The sequence below is a fragment of the Agrobacterium sp. 22-214-1 genome, assembly GCF_053522465.1.
Genome location: NZ_JBNWCK010000001.1, coordinates 541,087 through 553,643, shown reverse-complemented (window position 1 = coordinate 553,643; position 12,557 = coordinate 541,087). Strand labels below are relative to the sequence as shown.

Below are 12,557 nucleotides of genomic sequence, written 5' to 3'. Positions count from 1 at the left end.
ATGACGAAAATCTGGAACCGCGACGGCTTCGTGGAAAACGATCCCTGGGTGATCGAAACGGAAGAAGTGAAAGCGACGGCGGAGCAGAAGCCCGTACTGCCGCTTGCCGATTTTCTGGTTCGTGCCGCCGAAAGCAACGATATCGGCCTCGGTGTTCTGATCACGCCCGCCGACGATGTGACGCGGCTCGGACCTTATCTCGACCGTATCGACCTTGTCGCCGTAAGCTTCCCGGCCTTCAATGACGGTCGCGGGTTCAGCCACGCCTCGCTGCTGCGCAGCCGTCTCGGTTTTACGGGCGAGGTGAGGGCGGTTGGCGACGTCCTGATCGATCAGGTGCCGCTGATGCTGCGCACCGGCTTCACCAGCTTTGCGGTGACGAACGGCACGGCCATCCGCCGCCTGTCCGAAAATCGCCTGCCGGAAATCCCGGTTTATTACCAGCCGACAGCCAAGCCGGCGAGCGGCGGTGAGGCCTATAGCTGGCGTCGTCGTGCGTCTCTATGACACGTTGCGTGGAAATATGAGTTTTTGATACATATTTCCTACGCACATGGCAGTATTGACATTCTCATGCCTTCAAACCGGAGCAAAAATGGTATAATTGCCCGGTCGGAGAATGTCGCATCGAATAAGAATGGACGGAACCTGAAATGAACGCGCCAGCCAAGACGGAAGATTTCGCGATCAAGATACCTGACGGTGTTTACGCCGAGACGGTTTTATCGGTGGAGCACTATACCGACCACCTGTTCCGTTTCCGCATGACGCGCCCGGCCGGCTTCCGTTTCCGTTCCGGCGAATTCGCCATGATCGGCCTGATGGTCGGCGACAAGCCGATCTACCGCGCCTATTCCATCGCCAGCCCCGCCTGGGACGAGGAACTGGAATTCTTCTCGATCAAGGTTCCGAACGGTCCGCTGACATCGCATCTTCAGGCGATCAAGCCCGGCGATACCGTCCTGATGCGCAAGAAGCCGACAGGCACGCTGGTTCTGGATGCGCTGACGCCCGGCAGACGGCTTTACATGTTCTCCACCGGCACCGGCATCGCTCCTTTCGCGAGCCTGATCCGTGACCCGGAGACCTATGAGAAGTTCGAGGAAGTCATCCTCACCCATACCTGCCGTGACGTGGCCGAGCTGAAATACGGCTTCGATCTGGTCGAGGAAATCCGTAACCACGAATTCCTGAACGAGATTGTCGGCGACAAGCTGAAGCATTATGCGACCGTCACCCGCGAAGATTACCCCTTCAAGGGCCGCATCACCACGCTGATCGAGAACGGCAAGCTGTTTGCGGATCTCGGCGTTCCGGCGCTCGATCCCGAAATCGATCGCGGCATGATCTGCGGATCCTCGGCGATGCTGAAGGACACCAAGGAACTGCTTGAAAAGGCCGGCCTGAACGAAGGCGCCAACAACAAGCCTGCCGAATTCGTGATCGAACGCGCTTTCGTCGGCTGACGCCGAATTTCCGATGCAATTGAACAGGACAGGAGGCCGCAAGGCCTCCTTTTTGTTTTTAAGACGGGTTGAGCGCTCCGGAACGGCAGAGCTGGAACATCCGGAGGCGATGGTGCGTTAGCGTTCGAACGAAACCAAATCGGCGAAATCGTCCAATGGAAAACAGAGAAACAATTCGCATGGCAATGATCGCCGTCACGGCAGGTTTTTTCGCTGCGATGCCTGCAGCCGCAGACGAAAGCACCTTTCTGTCGTCGCTGGAAGGTACATGGACCGGTAAGGGAACGGTCATCACCCGGATTGGCATGCCGCCGATCAACGTGAATTGCACGCTCAACTCCGATGCGCAGGCGACGGCCTTACGCATGTCCGGCATATGCCGCGGACTTGTCGTGGTAAAACGCGCTATCGCCGCCGATCTTGCCGCCAGCGGCGCGCGTTACAGCGGCACCTATACCGGCCCTTCCGGCCGCCCTTCGGCGCTGGCGGGGAATCGCCGGGGAAACGCGATCAACCTCACGGTCCGCTGGAACCGTGAAATCAATGGTGACCGGGTCGCCGCGATGACCATTGAAAAAGTCGGCGATAACGGCTTGCGGCTGCGCACTACCGACAAGGACGGCAAAACCGGCAGGACGGTGGTGACGAGCGACATCCGGCTGGTGCGCTGACGGGTGACGATCATACGGCCGCCGCGCTTCAGCTGAATTCAAGCAGCAATGGGCAATGATCCGAGACTTCCGGCTGTCTCACGACGTCGAAGTGACCGACCTTCACAGCCGGATTGACCAGCATGTAATCCGCATAGCGGTTCGGTTTGGCATAATGGGAGGTCCGGGTGTCGGTAAAGCCGCGCGTGGTGACAAGTTCGGTGAGGTCCAGTTCCTGCAACACGGCGAAGGTTTCGCTCTCAGGCAGAACATTAAAGTCGCCGCACACGACGATCCTGTCGCCATTCTCCGCAATGTTTTTCACAAGTTGGACGAGGCGTTTTGCCTGCGCCAGACGGGCGGCGGTATCGTGCTTGCCGTCGAGGTCGCGCAGCCCATGCATATGGGCGATGACGACAGGCTGACCACTCGTGAAGTCGAAAACCCTGATGGCGTGGCCCGTGCGTGACCGCGGATGATCACCATATCCGTCGGCCGAAAAGACGCCGTGCACGAAACCCTGCGCCTGCGCAATAATGGCGAGGGATTTGCGAACGAAGGTCGCGAGCCCCCATTGGGAAGGATATCGTGTCTCGCCATGCCAGAGGTCGCCCTGCGCCGCTGGGCAGAATATTGCCACATGATCCGGCAAGGCCTCGGTGACATCGCAGAAGAAGTTCGCCCGCTGCGGCAGTTCGATGCCTTGGTCGCGATAGCTCAGCCAATCAGGCGTCGCGGCCGGCGTGTGCACCACCTCCTGCAGACATAAGATATCGGGGTCGGATGAGGCAATATAAGGAACGAGGTCATCGTGAAGCTTTCCGCCCCAGCCGTTCAGACAAATCAGACGCATTCCCACTCCATCCCCATGTCGCAGCGTCATCTGTTTAACATGGGCTATGCCAGGATCAACCATGCGGAAGCGTGATTGGCAGATAACGAAAACCTTGCCATAACGAAAAAGGCCCGGATCGCTCCGGGCCTTCGTATGTCGGTTCGCACCGATGCCTTATTCGGCCGCTTCCGCATAAGCCTCCATTGGCGGGCAGGTGCAGATGAGGTTGCGGTCGCCATAGACATTGTCGATGCGGTTGACCGGCGACCAGTATTTGTCGATGCGGAACGCACCGGGCGGGAAGCAGCCCTTTTCGCGGCTATAGGGACGATCCCATTCGCCGACGAGGTCCTCCACCGTGTGCGGCGCGTTCTTCAACGGATTGTTGGTCTTGTCCGCGCGGCCTTCCTCGATGTCGCGGGCTTCCTCGCGGATCGCCAGCATGGCATCGCAGAAACGGTCGATTTCTGCCTTGGTCTCGGATTCCGTCGGCTCGATCATCAGCGTGCCGGCAACCGGCCAGCTCATGGTCGGTGCGTGGAAACCGCAGTCGATCAGGCGCTTCGCGACATCGTCGACAGTCACGCCGCAGCTATCTGCAAGCGGGCGGGTGTCGATGATGCACTCATGCGCCACACGTCCGGTCTCAGACTTGTAGAGTACATCATATGCACCCTTCAGCCGCTCAGCGATGTAGTTGGCGTTGAGGATCGCCACCTTGGTCGCCTGCGTCAGCCCTTCGCCGCCCATCATCAGGCAATAGCTCCAGGAAATCGGCAGGATCGATGGCGAACCAAAAGGAGCGGCAGACACCGCACCCTCGCGTCCGTCCGTCGCCGGATGACCGGGAAGATAGGGAGCCAGATGCGCCTTGACACCGATCGGTCCCATGCCCGGGCCACCGCCGCCATGCGGAATGCAGAAGGTCTTGTGCAGATTGAGATGCGAAACGTCCGAACCGATATCGCCGGGGCGGGCGAGGCCGACCATGGCGTTCATGTTGGCGCCGTCCAGATAGACCTGCCCGCCATGCTTGTGGGTGATCTCGCAAATCTCGCGAACCGTCTCCTCGAACACGCCGTGGGTGGATGGATAAGTGATCATGCAGCACGAGAGGTTTTCCGCATACTGCTCTGCTTTTGCGCGGAAATCATCGATATCGATGTCACCGTTGTCTCGCACTTTTACCGGCACCACTTTCATGCCGACCATCTGCGCGGAGGCAGGATTGGTGCCATGCGCCGAGGTTGGGATGAGGCAGACGTCACGATGTGTGCCGCCATTGGCGAGGTGGTAGTTGCGGATGGTCAGAAGTCCCGCATATTCCCCTTGCGCACCAGAATTCGGCTGCATGGAGAAGGCATCGTAACCGGTGACCGAGCACAGCTTTTCGGAGAGATCGTCGATCATCTCCTTGTAACCGAGCGCCTGATTGGCCGGTACGAAGGGATGGATGTCGGAAAATTCCGGCCAGGTGATCGGCAGCATTTCCGCTGTCGCGTTCAGTTTCATGGTGCAGGAACCGAGCGGGATCATCGAGCGGTCGAGCGCCAGATCGCGGTCCGAAAGGCGGCGGATGTAACGGGTCATCTCGCTTTCGGCACGGTTCATGTGGAAGATCGGATGCGTCATGTACTGGCTGGTGCGCAGCAGCTCCTTCGGCAGGCGATATTCCGGCTCGAAATCCGAGATCGAGAAATTGCCACCGAAGGCTCGCCAGACGGCCTCAAGCGTTGCCGGGCGCGTGCGCTCGTCAAGGCTCATGCCGATCTTGGTGGCGCCGACCTTGCGCAAGTTGACACCTTCCGCCACGGCTGAGCGTAGGATGACGCCCTGCATATGGCCGACGTCGACGGTGATCGTGTCGAAGAAGGTTTCCGGTTCGATGGTGTAGCCGAGCTTTTCTAGACCCTTGGCCATCAGCACAGCCTTCTGGTGGGTCTGCTGGGCAATTGCCTTGATGCCCTGCGGGCCGTGGAAGACGCCATACATCGAGGCCATGACGGCCAGAAGCACCTGCGCCGTGCAGATGTTCGACGTCGCCTTTTCGCGGCGGATATGCTGCTCGCGGGTCTGGAGCGACAGGCGATAGGCGCGGTTGCCGCGTGCATCGACGGAAACGCCGACCAGACGGCCGGGCATGGAGCGCTTGTGGGCGTCCTTGACGGCCATATAAGCGGCATGCGGACCGCCGTAACCAACCGGAACGCCGAAACGCTGCGAGGTGCCGATGGCGATATCCGCGCCCATTTCGCCGGGAGATTTCAAGAGCGTCAGGGCCAGAAGATCGGCGGCGACGGCGGCAATCGCGCCCGTCTGGTGCAGGCGGGAAATCAGGCCGGAGAAATCGCTGACATGGCCATGCGTGCCCGGATACTGGAAGATCGCACCGAACACGTCGACCGGATCGAGATCGGTGAAAGGGTTGCCGACAATCACCTTCCAGCCGAGCGGGGCCGCGCGGGTCTCGATCAGCGCGATGGTCTGCGGGTGGCAATTGGCATCCACGAAGAAGGCGGTGGCCTTGGACTTGGCGACACGCTGGCACATGGCCATGGCTTCGGCGGCAGCCGTTGCTTCATCGAGCAGCGATGCGTTGGCGACGTCGAGGCCGGTCAGATCGCAGACCATGGTCTGGTAGTTCAGCAGCGCCTCAAGGCGGCCCTGGCTGATTTCCGGCTGGTAGGGCGTATAGGCCGTGTACCAGGCCGGGTTTTCCAGAATGTTACGCTGGATGACCGGCGGCGTGATGGTGCCGTAATAGCCCTGACCTATCAGCGAGGTCAGAACCTGGTTCTTGTTGGCCGTCTCGCGAAGACGGTCGAGCGCCTCGCGTTCGGTCAAGGCTGCGCCCCAGGTCAGCGGCACCTTCTGGCGGATGGAAGAGGGAACGGTGGCGTCGATGAGCGCGTCGAGGCTCTTATAGCCAACGACCTTCAGCATCTCGGCCATTTCCGACGGCGACGGCCCGATGTGACGCCGGTTGGCGAAATCATAGGGCTGATAGTCGGTGAAATGGAATTCGGTGGGCGTCGTCATTACGCGATCAGCTCCTTGTAGGCTGCTTCGTCAAGCAGCGTCTCGGCATCGGCCGGATTGGAGAGTTTCAGCTTGAAGAACCAGCCAGCGCCCTGCGGGTCGGAATTGACCAGCGAAGGGTCGTCGACGATGGCCTGGTTGATTTCCACCACTTCGCCGTCCAGCGGACAATAGACGTCCGAAGCCGCCTTGACGGATTCAACGGTCGCCGCGTCGCCATCCTTGGAGAAGGTGGCGCCCACTTCCGGCAATTCGACGAAAACGAGATCGCCAAGCTGTTCAGCGGCGTGGCTGGTGATGCCAACGGTGGCGATATCGCCTTCGAACTTCAGCCATTCGTGTTCTGCGGTAAATTTCAGCATCGTATTCTCTCCGGAGATGGGATGAAGATTATCGTTTATAGGTGGGCTTGATGAAGGGCAGGGCGGCGACGGTGACGGGCAGATATTTGCCGCGCACTTCCGCGAAGATCGCCGTGCCGGGAGCGGCGTGGGAAACAGGCACGTAACCCATGGCGACGGGACCTTCGACCGAGGGACCGAAACCGCCAGAGGTCACTTCACCGATCTCCGTCTTGCCTTCGGCATCCGCAAACAGCTTCGAATGGCCGCGCACCGGCGCCTTGCCTTCCGGCTTCAGGCCGACGCGGCGGCGCGATGTGCCGTCTTTCAGTTCGCCGAGAATACGCTCTGCGCCGGGAAAACCGCCCTCGCGGTCGCCGCCAGCGCGGCGCGCTTTCTGGATCGCCCATTCGAGCGAGGCTTCGATGGGGGAGGTCGTGGTATCGATATCGTTGCCGTAGAGACAAAGGCCGGCTTCGAGGCGAAGGCTGTCGCGCGCGCCGAGGCCGATGGCTTCGCAATCGGGGTGTTCGAGCAGGGCTTTGGCGATCTCGTCCGCCTTGTCGGCCGGTACGGAGATTTCAAAGCCGTCTTCACCGGAATAACCGGAGCGGGAAACGATACAGGGAACGTCGTGCAGCGGCACTTCCTGCACATCCATGAACTTCATGTCGGACACGCCGGCCCATAATTCGGCCAGCACGGCTTCCGCACGGGGTCCCTGCAGGGCGATGAGCGCCCGGTCATCGAGAAGCGTTATCTCGCAGGCATCGGAAAGATGCGCCTTCATATGGGCGACATCGGCATCCTTACAGGTGGCGTTGACGACGACAAAAAGATGATCGCCGCGATTGGTGATCATCAGATCATCGAGAATACCACCATTTTCGTCGGTGAAGAAACCGTAGCGCTGGCGGCCTTCCTTGAGGCCGAGAATGTCAACCGGCACCAGCTTTTCGAGCGCGCGCGCGGCATCTTCATTGTTGCCGGACTTCGCTTTCAGGATCACCTGGCCCATGTGGGAAACATCGAAAAGACCGGCGGAGGTGCGGGTCTGAAGATGTTCCTTCAATACACCGGCCGGATATTGCACCGGCATGTCGTAACCGGCGAATGGCACCATGCGGGCGCCAAGCGATAGGTGCAGGGAATGGAGCGGCGTGGTTTTCAGCGCGGCGGTATCGTCCAAGGACGCCTCCAGGGTTGCGCGAGATATCGCGCGGGCTCAGGTCATGGCGCGATGCGCCGGGTTCAAGAGCCCCCTCTGTCCTTGTCGCCTGAGATTGTTATCCCTTCGGCGAGCCGTCCTGTTTAAAGGTGGCTTCTCTCCAGAGTTCCGTCGTCACCGCTGGTCCTTTTGCCTGAGAGTTTCCGGGGCGGTTGCTCCTTCGGCACCGCATTGAAGCGGTTTCTCCCAACGATGATGCGACGCTCATTATCTGCGAAGACCCGTTATTGGCAAGGACCAAATGACGCATCTGAACAGATTCTTGCTCCATCTGCGCCATCGGCGTAGCGATCTGGGGCGACAGATGGTCTTGGCGGCTTTCTTCAGTCGGATTTTTTCTCAGGCAGGCCCTTGCGTTTCGTCGATGCGAAATCCTCAAGTTCCTTTTCCGTCATGGACTTCACCATGCTTTTTGAAGCACCTTTTAAACTGGATTTCTTCGTTTCTCCGCGTTTGGCCGCCAGTGCGGCGCCCGCCGCTTTCTGCTGGGCCTTCGATTTGGCTGGCATGTCCGGCCTCCCTTGGAACGATGGTTGCGGCAGGAAAATGCCCCCCGGCATCTATTGTTCCCTTGCGACGGTCTGGCCTGCGGCAAAATTCCCCTTTGAAATCGGAGAGAAACAGGGATATCGCCTAGAACATGGATGCAAATCGAACGCGACGATTGATGGGGATGGAGAAAATGCTTCGCATTTTCTGCGCGACCCTGATGTTGTCCCTCGGTTTTGCCCACAAGCCGGCGCTTGCCGCAGCACCCGCCGTTGCGCTGGATGAGAGTTACCGGCTGCCGGACGGCACCTTCGCGGAAATCTGCCTTGGCCATGGCAACGGCGTCAATGCTCCCCATACCAAGGAAGGCCCCGCCCATTCCGGCGACGCCATCCTGTTTTGCGAGGCCTGCCTGCTCGCCTCGTCCATTCTTCTGCCGATGCCCGATACGGCTGGCTGGCTGAAGACGGAATTTGCCTGGCTCGACAACCGCCTGCCTGCGGAATGGAGCTTCCGCTCCGTGCTGACGATCCAGAAGCCCGCCGCGCGCGGCCCGCCATCCCTGTTCGCCTGATTTTTCGTTTTACGGGATCATCGCCGCCTTTGGCGGCACGGAGCGGCTGCGCGGACCCAGAGGGATAGCAGCCGCAGGGACAAGCAAATGAAAACCACCAAGATCATCGCCTGCAGCCTTTTCGTCGCCTCGGTTTCGACCGCGCAGGCCTTCGCCCACGCCACATTCGTTGACGGTTCGGCCGAACAGGAAAGCACCGTCGTTGCCGCCCTCCAGGTGCCGCATGGCTGCGAAGGCGGGCTCGCCACCACCGAAGTTCAGATCAAGCTGCCGGAAGGATTCATTTCCGCCAAGCCCCAGCCCAAGGCTGGCTGGGAGCTGGAGGTCATCAAGGGAGACTACCAGAAGGCCTACAAGAACCACGGCAAGGAGATTAAAAGCGGACCGGTCGAAATCCGCTGGAAGGGCGGCAACCTGCCGGATGAATTCTACGACACCTTCGCCGTGCAGGGAAAAATCTCCGGTATAGAGGCGGGGCAGGACTTGCCATTCAAGGTAACGCAGCTCTGCGGCGAAAAGGGCAAGGTTGCCTGGGACGAAGTGGCAGCGGCCGGCGTCGATCCGCATTCCCTGAAAAGTCCCGCCCCCACCATTCGCGTTGCCGCAAAGTCTGCACATGCCGGCGGCCATGATCACTCCGCCATGGATATGGATGTCGTGAAGGCCGGCAGCCTCGAAGTGTCGGAGGGAACGACCAAGGCCATGCTGCCGGGCCAGCCGGTGGGCGGTGGATACGTGACGATCAAGAATACCGGCGATAGCGACGACAAGCTGATCGGCGTTGAATCGTCGTCCGCCGGACGTGCTGAAATCCACGAGATGGCTATGGTCAATGACGTCATGAAAATGCGCAAGCTGGATGACGGCATCGTCATTCCCGCCGGCCAGACGGTGGAGCTGAAGCCCGGCGGCCTGCACATGATGTTCTTCGATGTGAAGAAGCCCTTTGCCGAAGGCGACAAGGTGCCGGTAACGCTCATCTTCGAAAAGGCGGGCAAGGTGGAGATCGTGCTGTCCGCAGGCGCAGCCAAGGGCGGCGGCGACCACCAGCATAATTGACCGATGAAAAACGGCTACCGGAACGCGTGACAGGTCCGGTAGCCCAAAATTTTCATCTATCGTGTTGTTCTTCAGCGCCGTGGCGGAAAAGCAGGATGGCATTCGCCCACGTGATTTTCCGGAACTCGGTTGCAAATCTCTAGAAGATCAATCTGACACTAGGCTGAATGCAGGGATCCCGCCTATATTGCGAGAAACTGAAGAAACAACATTAAAATATCAATATATCCACCTGATCTATAAATTACTTTCAGATTTCGAGGTGAAGCTGTTTTCCTCGTAGGCCTCGACGGCCTGCTCGAGTGTCGCCTGTGGCTCCTGACGCTGGCTGCTTGCTATCAGGAAATAGAGGGTGAGGGCCGGCGGCTTGATCGTCGTCATCAGGCCCCTGAGCTGGAAGTCATCCCCGTTTTCGGCCTTGCGCGCCAGTTCGTGAATGGCCTCTTCAACCTCGCTCTTGCGCGGCACGCGTTGCGGCGGCTTCATGGCCTCCAGCGCATAGGCCGCAGTATTTGCGGAAACGGAAAGAACCTGTGTCATCGAACCTCCGGCCATCTTCGCCGACCCTGAAAAATCGTAGATTAACAGTTGCCCATTGTTGGAAGGCTAAATCGCACAGCTGCAATTTAATCGTATTTTAACAGCCGAAAGCGCCGGGCAAAGGGGTTTCGCCGGCGGTTCCCATGGTCTAAAAATGTCCTGGACCGTCCGGTCCGACGATTTCTTCCGGAGACACATTCCCCATGATCAATATCGCCCTTGTCGCTGCAGGCGGCGCAATCGGTTCCGTGTTCCGTTATCTGGTCGGGGTCTGGAGCATGCGGTTGGCCGGACCGAATTTTCCCTGGGGAACCCTTGCCGTCAATGTGGTCGGATCTTTCCTGATCGGTCTGCTGGTCGAGCTTGTGGCGCGGAGGCTGAACGCCTCGATGGAAATGCGCCTGTTTCTCGTCACCGGCGTGCTCGGCGGGTTCACCACATTCTCGTCCTTCTCGCTCGACGCGGTCGCGCTGTTCGAACGCGGCGCGCTCGGGCTATCGGCCGTTTACGTGCTTGCAAGCCTTGCGGTTTCCATTGCCGCGGTTTTCGCCGGGCTGGCCTTGGGCCGCAGTTTGTTCTAAAGGCTTGGTCCAAACGGCGCGCCGACGAATAGGGTGCGCGATCAGGACAGAAAGACTGGAAATTTCATGGCAGGTATCGAGCATATCAAGGTCGGGGCCGACGAGGCCGGTATGCGCCTCGATCGCTGGTTCAAGATTCATTATCCGGGACTTGGTTTCGGGCAGTTGCAGAAGCTTCTGCGCTCCGGCCAGGTGCGTGTGGATGGCGGCCGGGTGAAGACGGATGCACGCGTGCAGCCGGGACAGATGGTGCGCGTACCGCCGGTCGATTCCGATCTCAAGGTCAAGAGCGGCCCGATCGGATCGAAAGACCTCAAACATTCCGAAGACGGCGAGCTTCTGGCGCGCATGCTCCTGCATGAAGACGACAAGGTCTTCGTTTTCAACAAGCCGGCCGGCATTGCCGTGCAGGGCGGCTCCGGCGTCACCCGTCATATTGACGGCCTGCTGGAAGCCTGGACCAATCAGAAAGGCGAAAAGCCGCGTCTGGTGCACCGCCTCGACCGCGATACGTCGGGCGTACTTGTGGTTGCCCGCACCCGCGGCGCTGCGCAGAAGCTGACCGCCGCCTTCCGCGAACGCGATACCAAGAAGACCTATTGGGCGCTGGTCAAGGGCGTGCCGCGCAAGCATCAGGACAAGATTTCCACGTGGCTGGTCAAGGAACAGACGATGGACGGCGATCGCATGCGTATCGCCAAGCACGGCGAGGAGGGGGCCGATCACGCCGTTTCCTATTACCGCGTCATCGATACCGCCGCTCAGAACCTCGCCTGGCTGGAAATGGAACCCTATACCGGCCGCACCCATCAGCTTCGCGTTCACGCGCTGCATATGGGGCACCCGATCATCGGCGATCCGAAATATTATATCGACGATCCGAACTGGGATTTCCCGGGCGGCATCCAGAAGCGCCTGCATCTCCACGCGCGCCATATCGACATTCCGCATCCGAATGGCGGCCGGCTTCGGGTCAGCGCACCCCTGCCGCCGCATATGGTACAGACCTGGAACCTGCTCGGTCTCGACGTGGCCGATGGCGATAGGGAAGGCTGACAGCCCATGAAACTGGTTCTTTTCGATTGCGACGGAACGCTGGTGGATAGCGCCGGCCTGATCCATGCCGTCATGTCCGATACTTTCGCCGATTTCGGCAAACCGCGCCCTGATATCTCTGAAACCAAGGCGATCATCGGTCTGACGCTGGATATCGCCATCGCCCGCATGCTCGGCAAGCCGCATGTGGATGATGAAGCGAAGGCGATGACGGAACGTTACAGGGAAATCTATCATCCCCTGCGGGAGCGGCCGGAAATGACCGTGCCGCTTTTCGACGGTATCGCCACGCTGATCGATACGCTTTCAAAACGCGACGATGTGCTGATCGGCGCGGTGACAGGCAAGGGCCGGCGCGGTCTTATCCATATCCTGCAGACCCACGGCCTTGCCGATCACTTCATCGTTTCGCGCACGGCGGATGATTGTCCCTCCAAGCCGCATCCGGCTATGGTGATGGAATGCTGCCATGAAACCGGCATGGTTCCGGCCGATACTGTCGTTATCGGCGATGCGATTTACGACATGCAGATGGCCAAGGCCGCCGGCGCTAAAGCAATCGGCGTTGCCTGGGGTTATGCCTCGGTCGACGATCTTTGGAAGGCGGGCGCCGATGCGGTCGTCAACCACCCGCGCGAAATTCCGGCCTATGTTCCGGCCGATATTCTTGAATAACCTTTCTATCCGACTGACGAGGAC

At 59.7% G+C, this 12,557-nt stretch carries 14 protein-coding genes and 1 riboswitch; of the genes, 8 read left to right on the top strand and 6 right to left on the bottom strand.

Translation table 11 applies throughout. The features are described 5' to 3' along the window. The 3 genes from ACQZ5G_RS02835 to ACQZ5G_RS02825 all read left to right on the top strand — a co-directional run bounded on the left by ACQZ5G_RS02835 (position 1) and on the right by ACQZ5G_RS02825 (position 2,137). The gene (locus tag ACQZ5G_RS02835; protein WP_448736923.1) at positions 1 to 507 is read left to right on the top strand and encodes a DUF934 domain-containing protein; all 507 of its coding nucleotides are present in this window, start codon (positions 1 to 3) and stop codon (positions 505 to 507) included. A gap of 146 nt (positions 508 to 653) precedes the next feature. Then, entirely contained in the window at positions 654 to 1,466 is an 813-nt protein-coding gene (locus ACQZ5G_RS02830) for a ferredoxin--NADP reductase (RefSeq protein ID WP_035264028.1), read from the top strand. 179 nt (positions 1,467 to 1,645) lie between these two features. Further along, positions 1,646 to 2,137: a hypothetical protein gene (locus ACQZ5G_RS02825; protein WP_448736922.1), complete on the top strand. Its 492-nt coding sequence runs from the start codon at positions 1,646 to 1,648 to the stop codon at positions 2,135 to 2,137. A gap of 28 nt (positions 2,138 to 2,165) precedes the next feature. Here ACQZ5G_RS02825 and ACQZ5G_RS02820 read toward each other — a convergent pair whose 3' ends face one another. The 5 genes from ACQZ5G_RS02820 to ACQZ5G_RS02800 all read right to left on the bottom strand — a co-directional run bounded on the left by ACQZ5G_RS02820 (position 2,166) and on the right by ACQZ5G_RS02800 (position 8,068). Then, positions 2,166 to 2,969 (bottom strand): endonuclease/exonuclease/phosphatase family protein, encoded by an 804-nt coding sequence (locus tag ACQZ5G_RS02820; RefSeq protein WP_448736921.1) that lies wholly within the window; start codon positions 2,967 to 2,969, stop codon positions 2,166 to 2,168. A gap of 156 nt (positions 2,970 to 3,125) precedes the next feature. Next, positions 3,126 to 5,990 (bottom strand): aminomethyl-transferring glycine dehydrogenase, encoded by a 2,865-nt coding sequence (gcvP, locus tag ACQZ5G_RS02815; protein ID WP_448736920.1) that lies wholly within the window; start codon positions 5,988 to 5,990, stop codon positions 3,126 to 3,128. Further along, entirely contained in the window at positions 5,990 to 6,352 is a 363-nt protein-coding gene (gene gcvH, locus ACQZ5G_RS02810; RefSeq protein WP_065655405.1) for a glycine cleavage system protein GcvH, read from the bottom strand. The genes gcvP and gcvH overlap by 1 nt, the downstream gene beginning before the upstream one ends. Before the next feature lie 28 nt (positions 6,353 to 6,380). Continuing rightward, positions 6,381 to 7,520, bottom strand: a complete 1,140-nt coding sequence (gcvT, locus tag ACQZ5G_RS02805) for a glycine cleavage system aminomethyltransferase GcvT (RefSeq protein ID WP_448736919.1) — start codon at positions 7,518 to 7,520, stop codon at positions 6,381 to 6,383. Between the two features lie 150 nt (positions 7,521 to 7,670). Next, positions 7,671 to 7,758, bottom strand: a riboswitch (glycine riboswitch). A gap of 124 nt (positions 7,759 to 7,882) precedes the next feature. Then, positions 7,883 to 8,068 carry a DUF3008 family protein gene (locus ACQZ5G_RS02800; RefSeq protein WP_448736918.1) on the bottom strand — a complete coding sequence of 62 codons (186 nt, stop codon included), beginning with the start codon at positions 8,066 to 8,068 and terminating at the stop codon, positions 7,883 to 7,885. A gap of 173 nt (positions 8,069 to 8,241) precedes the next feature. Here ACQZ5G_RS02800 and ACQZ5G_RS02795 point away from each other — a divergent pair, with 173 nt between their 5' ends. Together ACQZ5G_RS02795 and ACQZ5G_RS02790 are read left to right on the top strand one after the other, a co-directional pair. Continuing rightward, on the top strand, positions 8,242 to 8,622 hold the full coding sequence (locus ACQZ5G_RS02795; RefSeq protein ID WP_448736917.1) for a hypothetical protein: 381 nt from the start codon (positions 8,242 to 8,244) through the stop codon (positions 8,620 to 8,622). A gap of 87 nt (positions 8,623 to 8,709) precedes the next feature. Further along, entirely contained in the window at positions 8,710 to 9,681 is a 972-nt protein-coding gene (locus ACQZ5G_RS02790) for a copper chaperone PCu(A)C (RefSeq protein WP_448736916.1), read from the top strand. 237 nt (positions 9,682 to 9,918) lie between these two features. Here the strand turns inward: ACQZ5G_RS02790 and ACQZ5G_RS02785 are convergent, their stop codons facing one another. After that, positions 9,919 to 10,221, bottom strand: coding sequence for a hypothetical protein (locus ACQZ5G_RS02785; protein ID WP_065655458.1), 303 nt, complete (start codon positions 10,219 to 10,221; stop codon positions 9,919 to 9,921). Between the two features lie 203 nt (positions 10,222 to 10,424). Between ACQZ5G_RS02785 and crcB the strand changes: the two genes are divergently transcribed. The 3 genes from crcB (at position 10,425) to ACQZ5G_RS02770 (ending at position 12,533) form a co-directional block, all read left to right on the top strand. Next, positions 10,425 to 10,802, top strand: a complete 378-nt coding sequence (gene crcB, locus ACQZ5G_RS02780) for a fluoride efflux transporter CrcB (protein ID WP_003523608.1) — start codon at positions 10,425 to 10,427, stop codon at positions 10,800 to 10,802. A gap of 66 nt (positions 10,803 to 10,868) precedes the next feature. Next, complete coding sequence (locus ACQZ5G_RS02775) at positions 10,869 to 11,858, top strand: RluA family pseudouridine synthase (protein WP_448736915.1); 990 nt, start codon at positions 10,869 to 10,871, stop codon at positions 11,856 to 11,858. A 6-nt stretch (positions 11,859 to 11,864) separates the two neighbouring features. Beyond that, the gene (locus ACQZ5G_RS02770; protein WP_448736914.1) at positions 11,865 to 12,533 is read left to right on the top strand and encodes an HAD family hydrolase; all 669 of its coding nucleotides are present in this window, start codon (positions 11,865 to 11,867) and stop codon (positions 12,531 to 12,533) included. Positions 12,534 to 12,557: the final 24 nt, after the last annotated feature.

Excerpts from the sequence above, each read along its gene's own strand:
- ACQZ5G_RS02835 (WP_448736923.1), top strand. The coding sequence starts at position 1 with ATGACGAAAATCTGGAACCGCGACGGCTTCGTGGAAAACGATCCCTGG.
- ACQZ5G_RS02830 (WP_035264028.1), top strand. The coding sequence starts at position 654 with ATGAACGCGCCAGCCAAGACGGAAGATTTCGCGATCAAGATACCTGAC.
- ACQZ5G_RS02825 (WP_448736922.1), top strand. The coding sequence starts at position 1,646 with ATGGCAATGATCGCCGTCACGGCAGGTTTTTTCGCTGCGATGCCTGCA.
- ACQZ5G_RS02820 (WP_448736921.1), bottom strand. The coding sequence starts at position 2,969 with ATGCGTCTGATTTGTCTGAACGGCTGGGGCGGAAAGCTTCACGATGAC.
- gcvP (WP_448736920.1), bottom strand. The coding sequence starts at position 5,990 with ATGACGACGCCCACCGAATTCCATTTCACCGACTATCAGCCCTATGAT.
- gcvH (WP_065655405.1), bottom strand. The coding sequence starts at position 6,352 with ATGCTGAAATTTACCGCAGAACACGAATGGCTGAAGTTCGAAGGCGAT.
- ACQZ5G_RS02800 (WP_448736918.1), bottom strand. The coding sequence starts at position 8,068 with ATGCCAGCCAAATCGAAGGCCCAGCAGAAAGCGGCGGGCGCCGCACTG.
- ACQZ5G_RS02795 (WP_448736917.1), top strand. The coding sequence starts at position 8,242 with ATGCTTCGCATTTTCTGCGCGACCCTGATGTTGTCCCTCGGTTTTGCC.
- ACQZ5G_RS02790 (WP_448736916.1), top strand. The coding sequence starts at position 8,710 with ATGAAAACCACCAAGATCATCGCCTGCAGCCTTTTCGTCGCCTCGGTT.
- ACQZ5G_RS02785 (WP_065655458.1), bottom strand. The coding sequence starts at position 10,221 with ATGACACAGGTTCTTTCCGTTTCCGCAAATACTGCGGCCTATGCGCTG.
- crcB (WP_003523608.1), top strand. The coding sequence starts at position 10,425 with ATGATCAATATCGCCCTTGTCGCTGCAGGCGGCGCAATCGGTTCCGTG.
- ACQZ5G_RS02775 (WP_448736915.1), top strand. The coding sequence starts at position 10,869 with ATGGCAGGTATCGAGCATATCAAGGTCGGGGCCGACGAGGCCGGTATG.
- ACQZ5G_RS02770 (WP_448736914.1), top strand. The coding sequence starts at position 11,865 with ATGAAACTGGTTCTTTTCGATTGCGACGGAACGCTGGTGGATAGCGCC.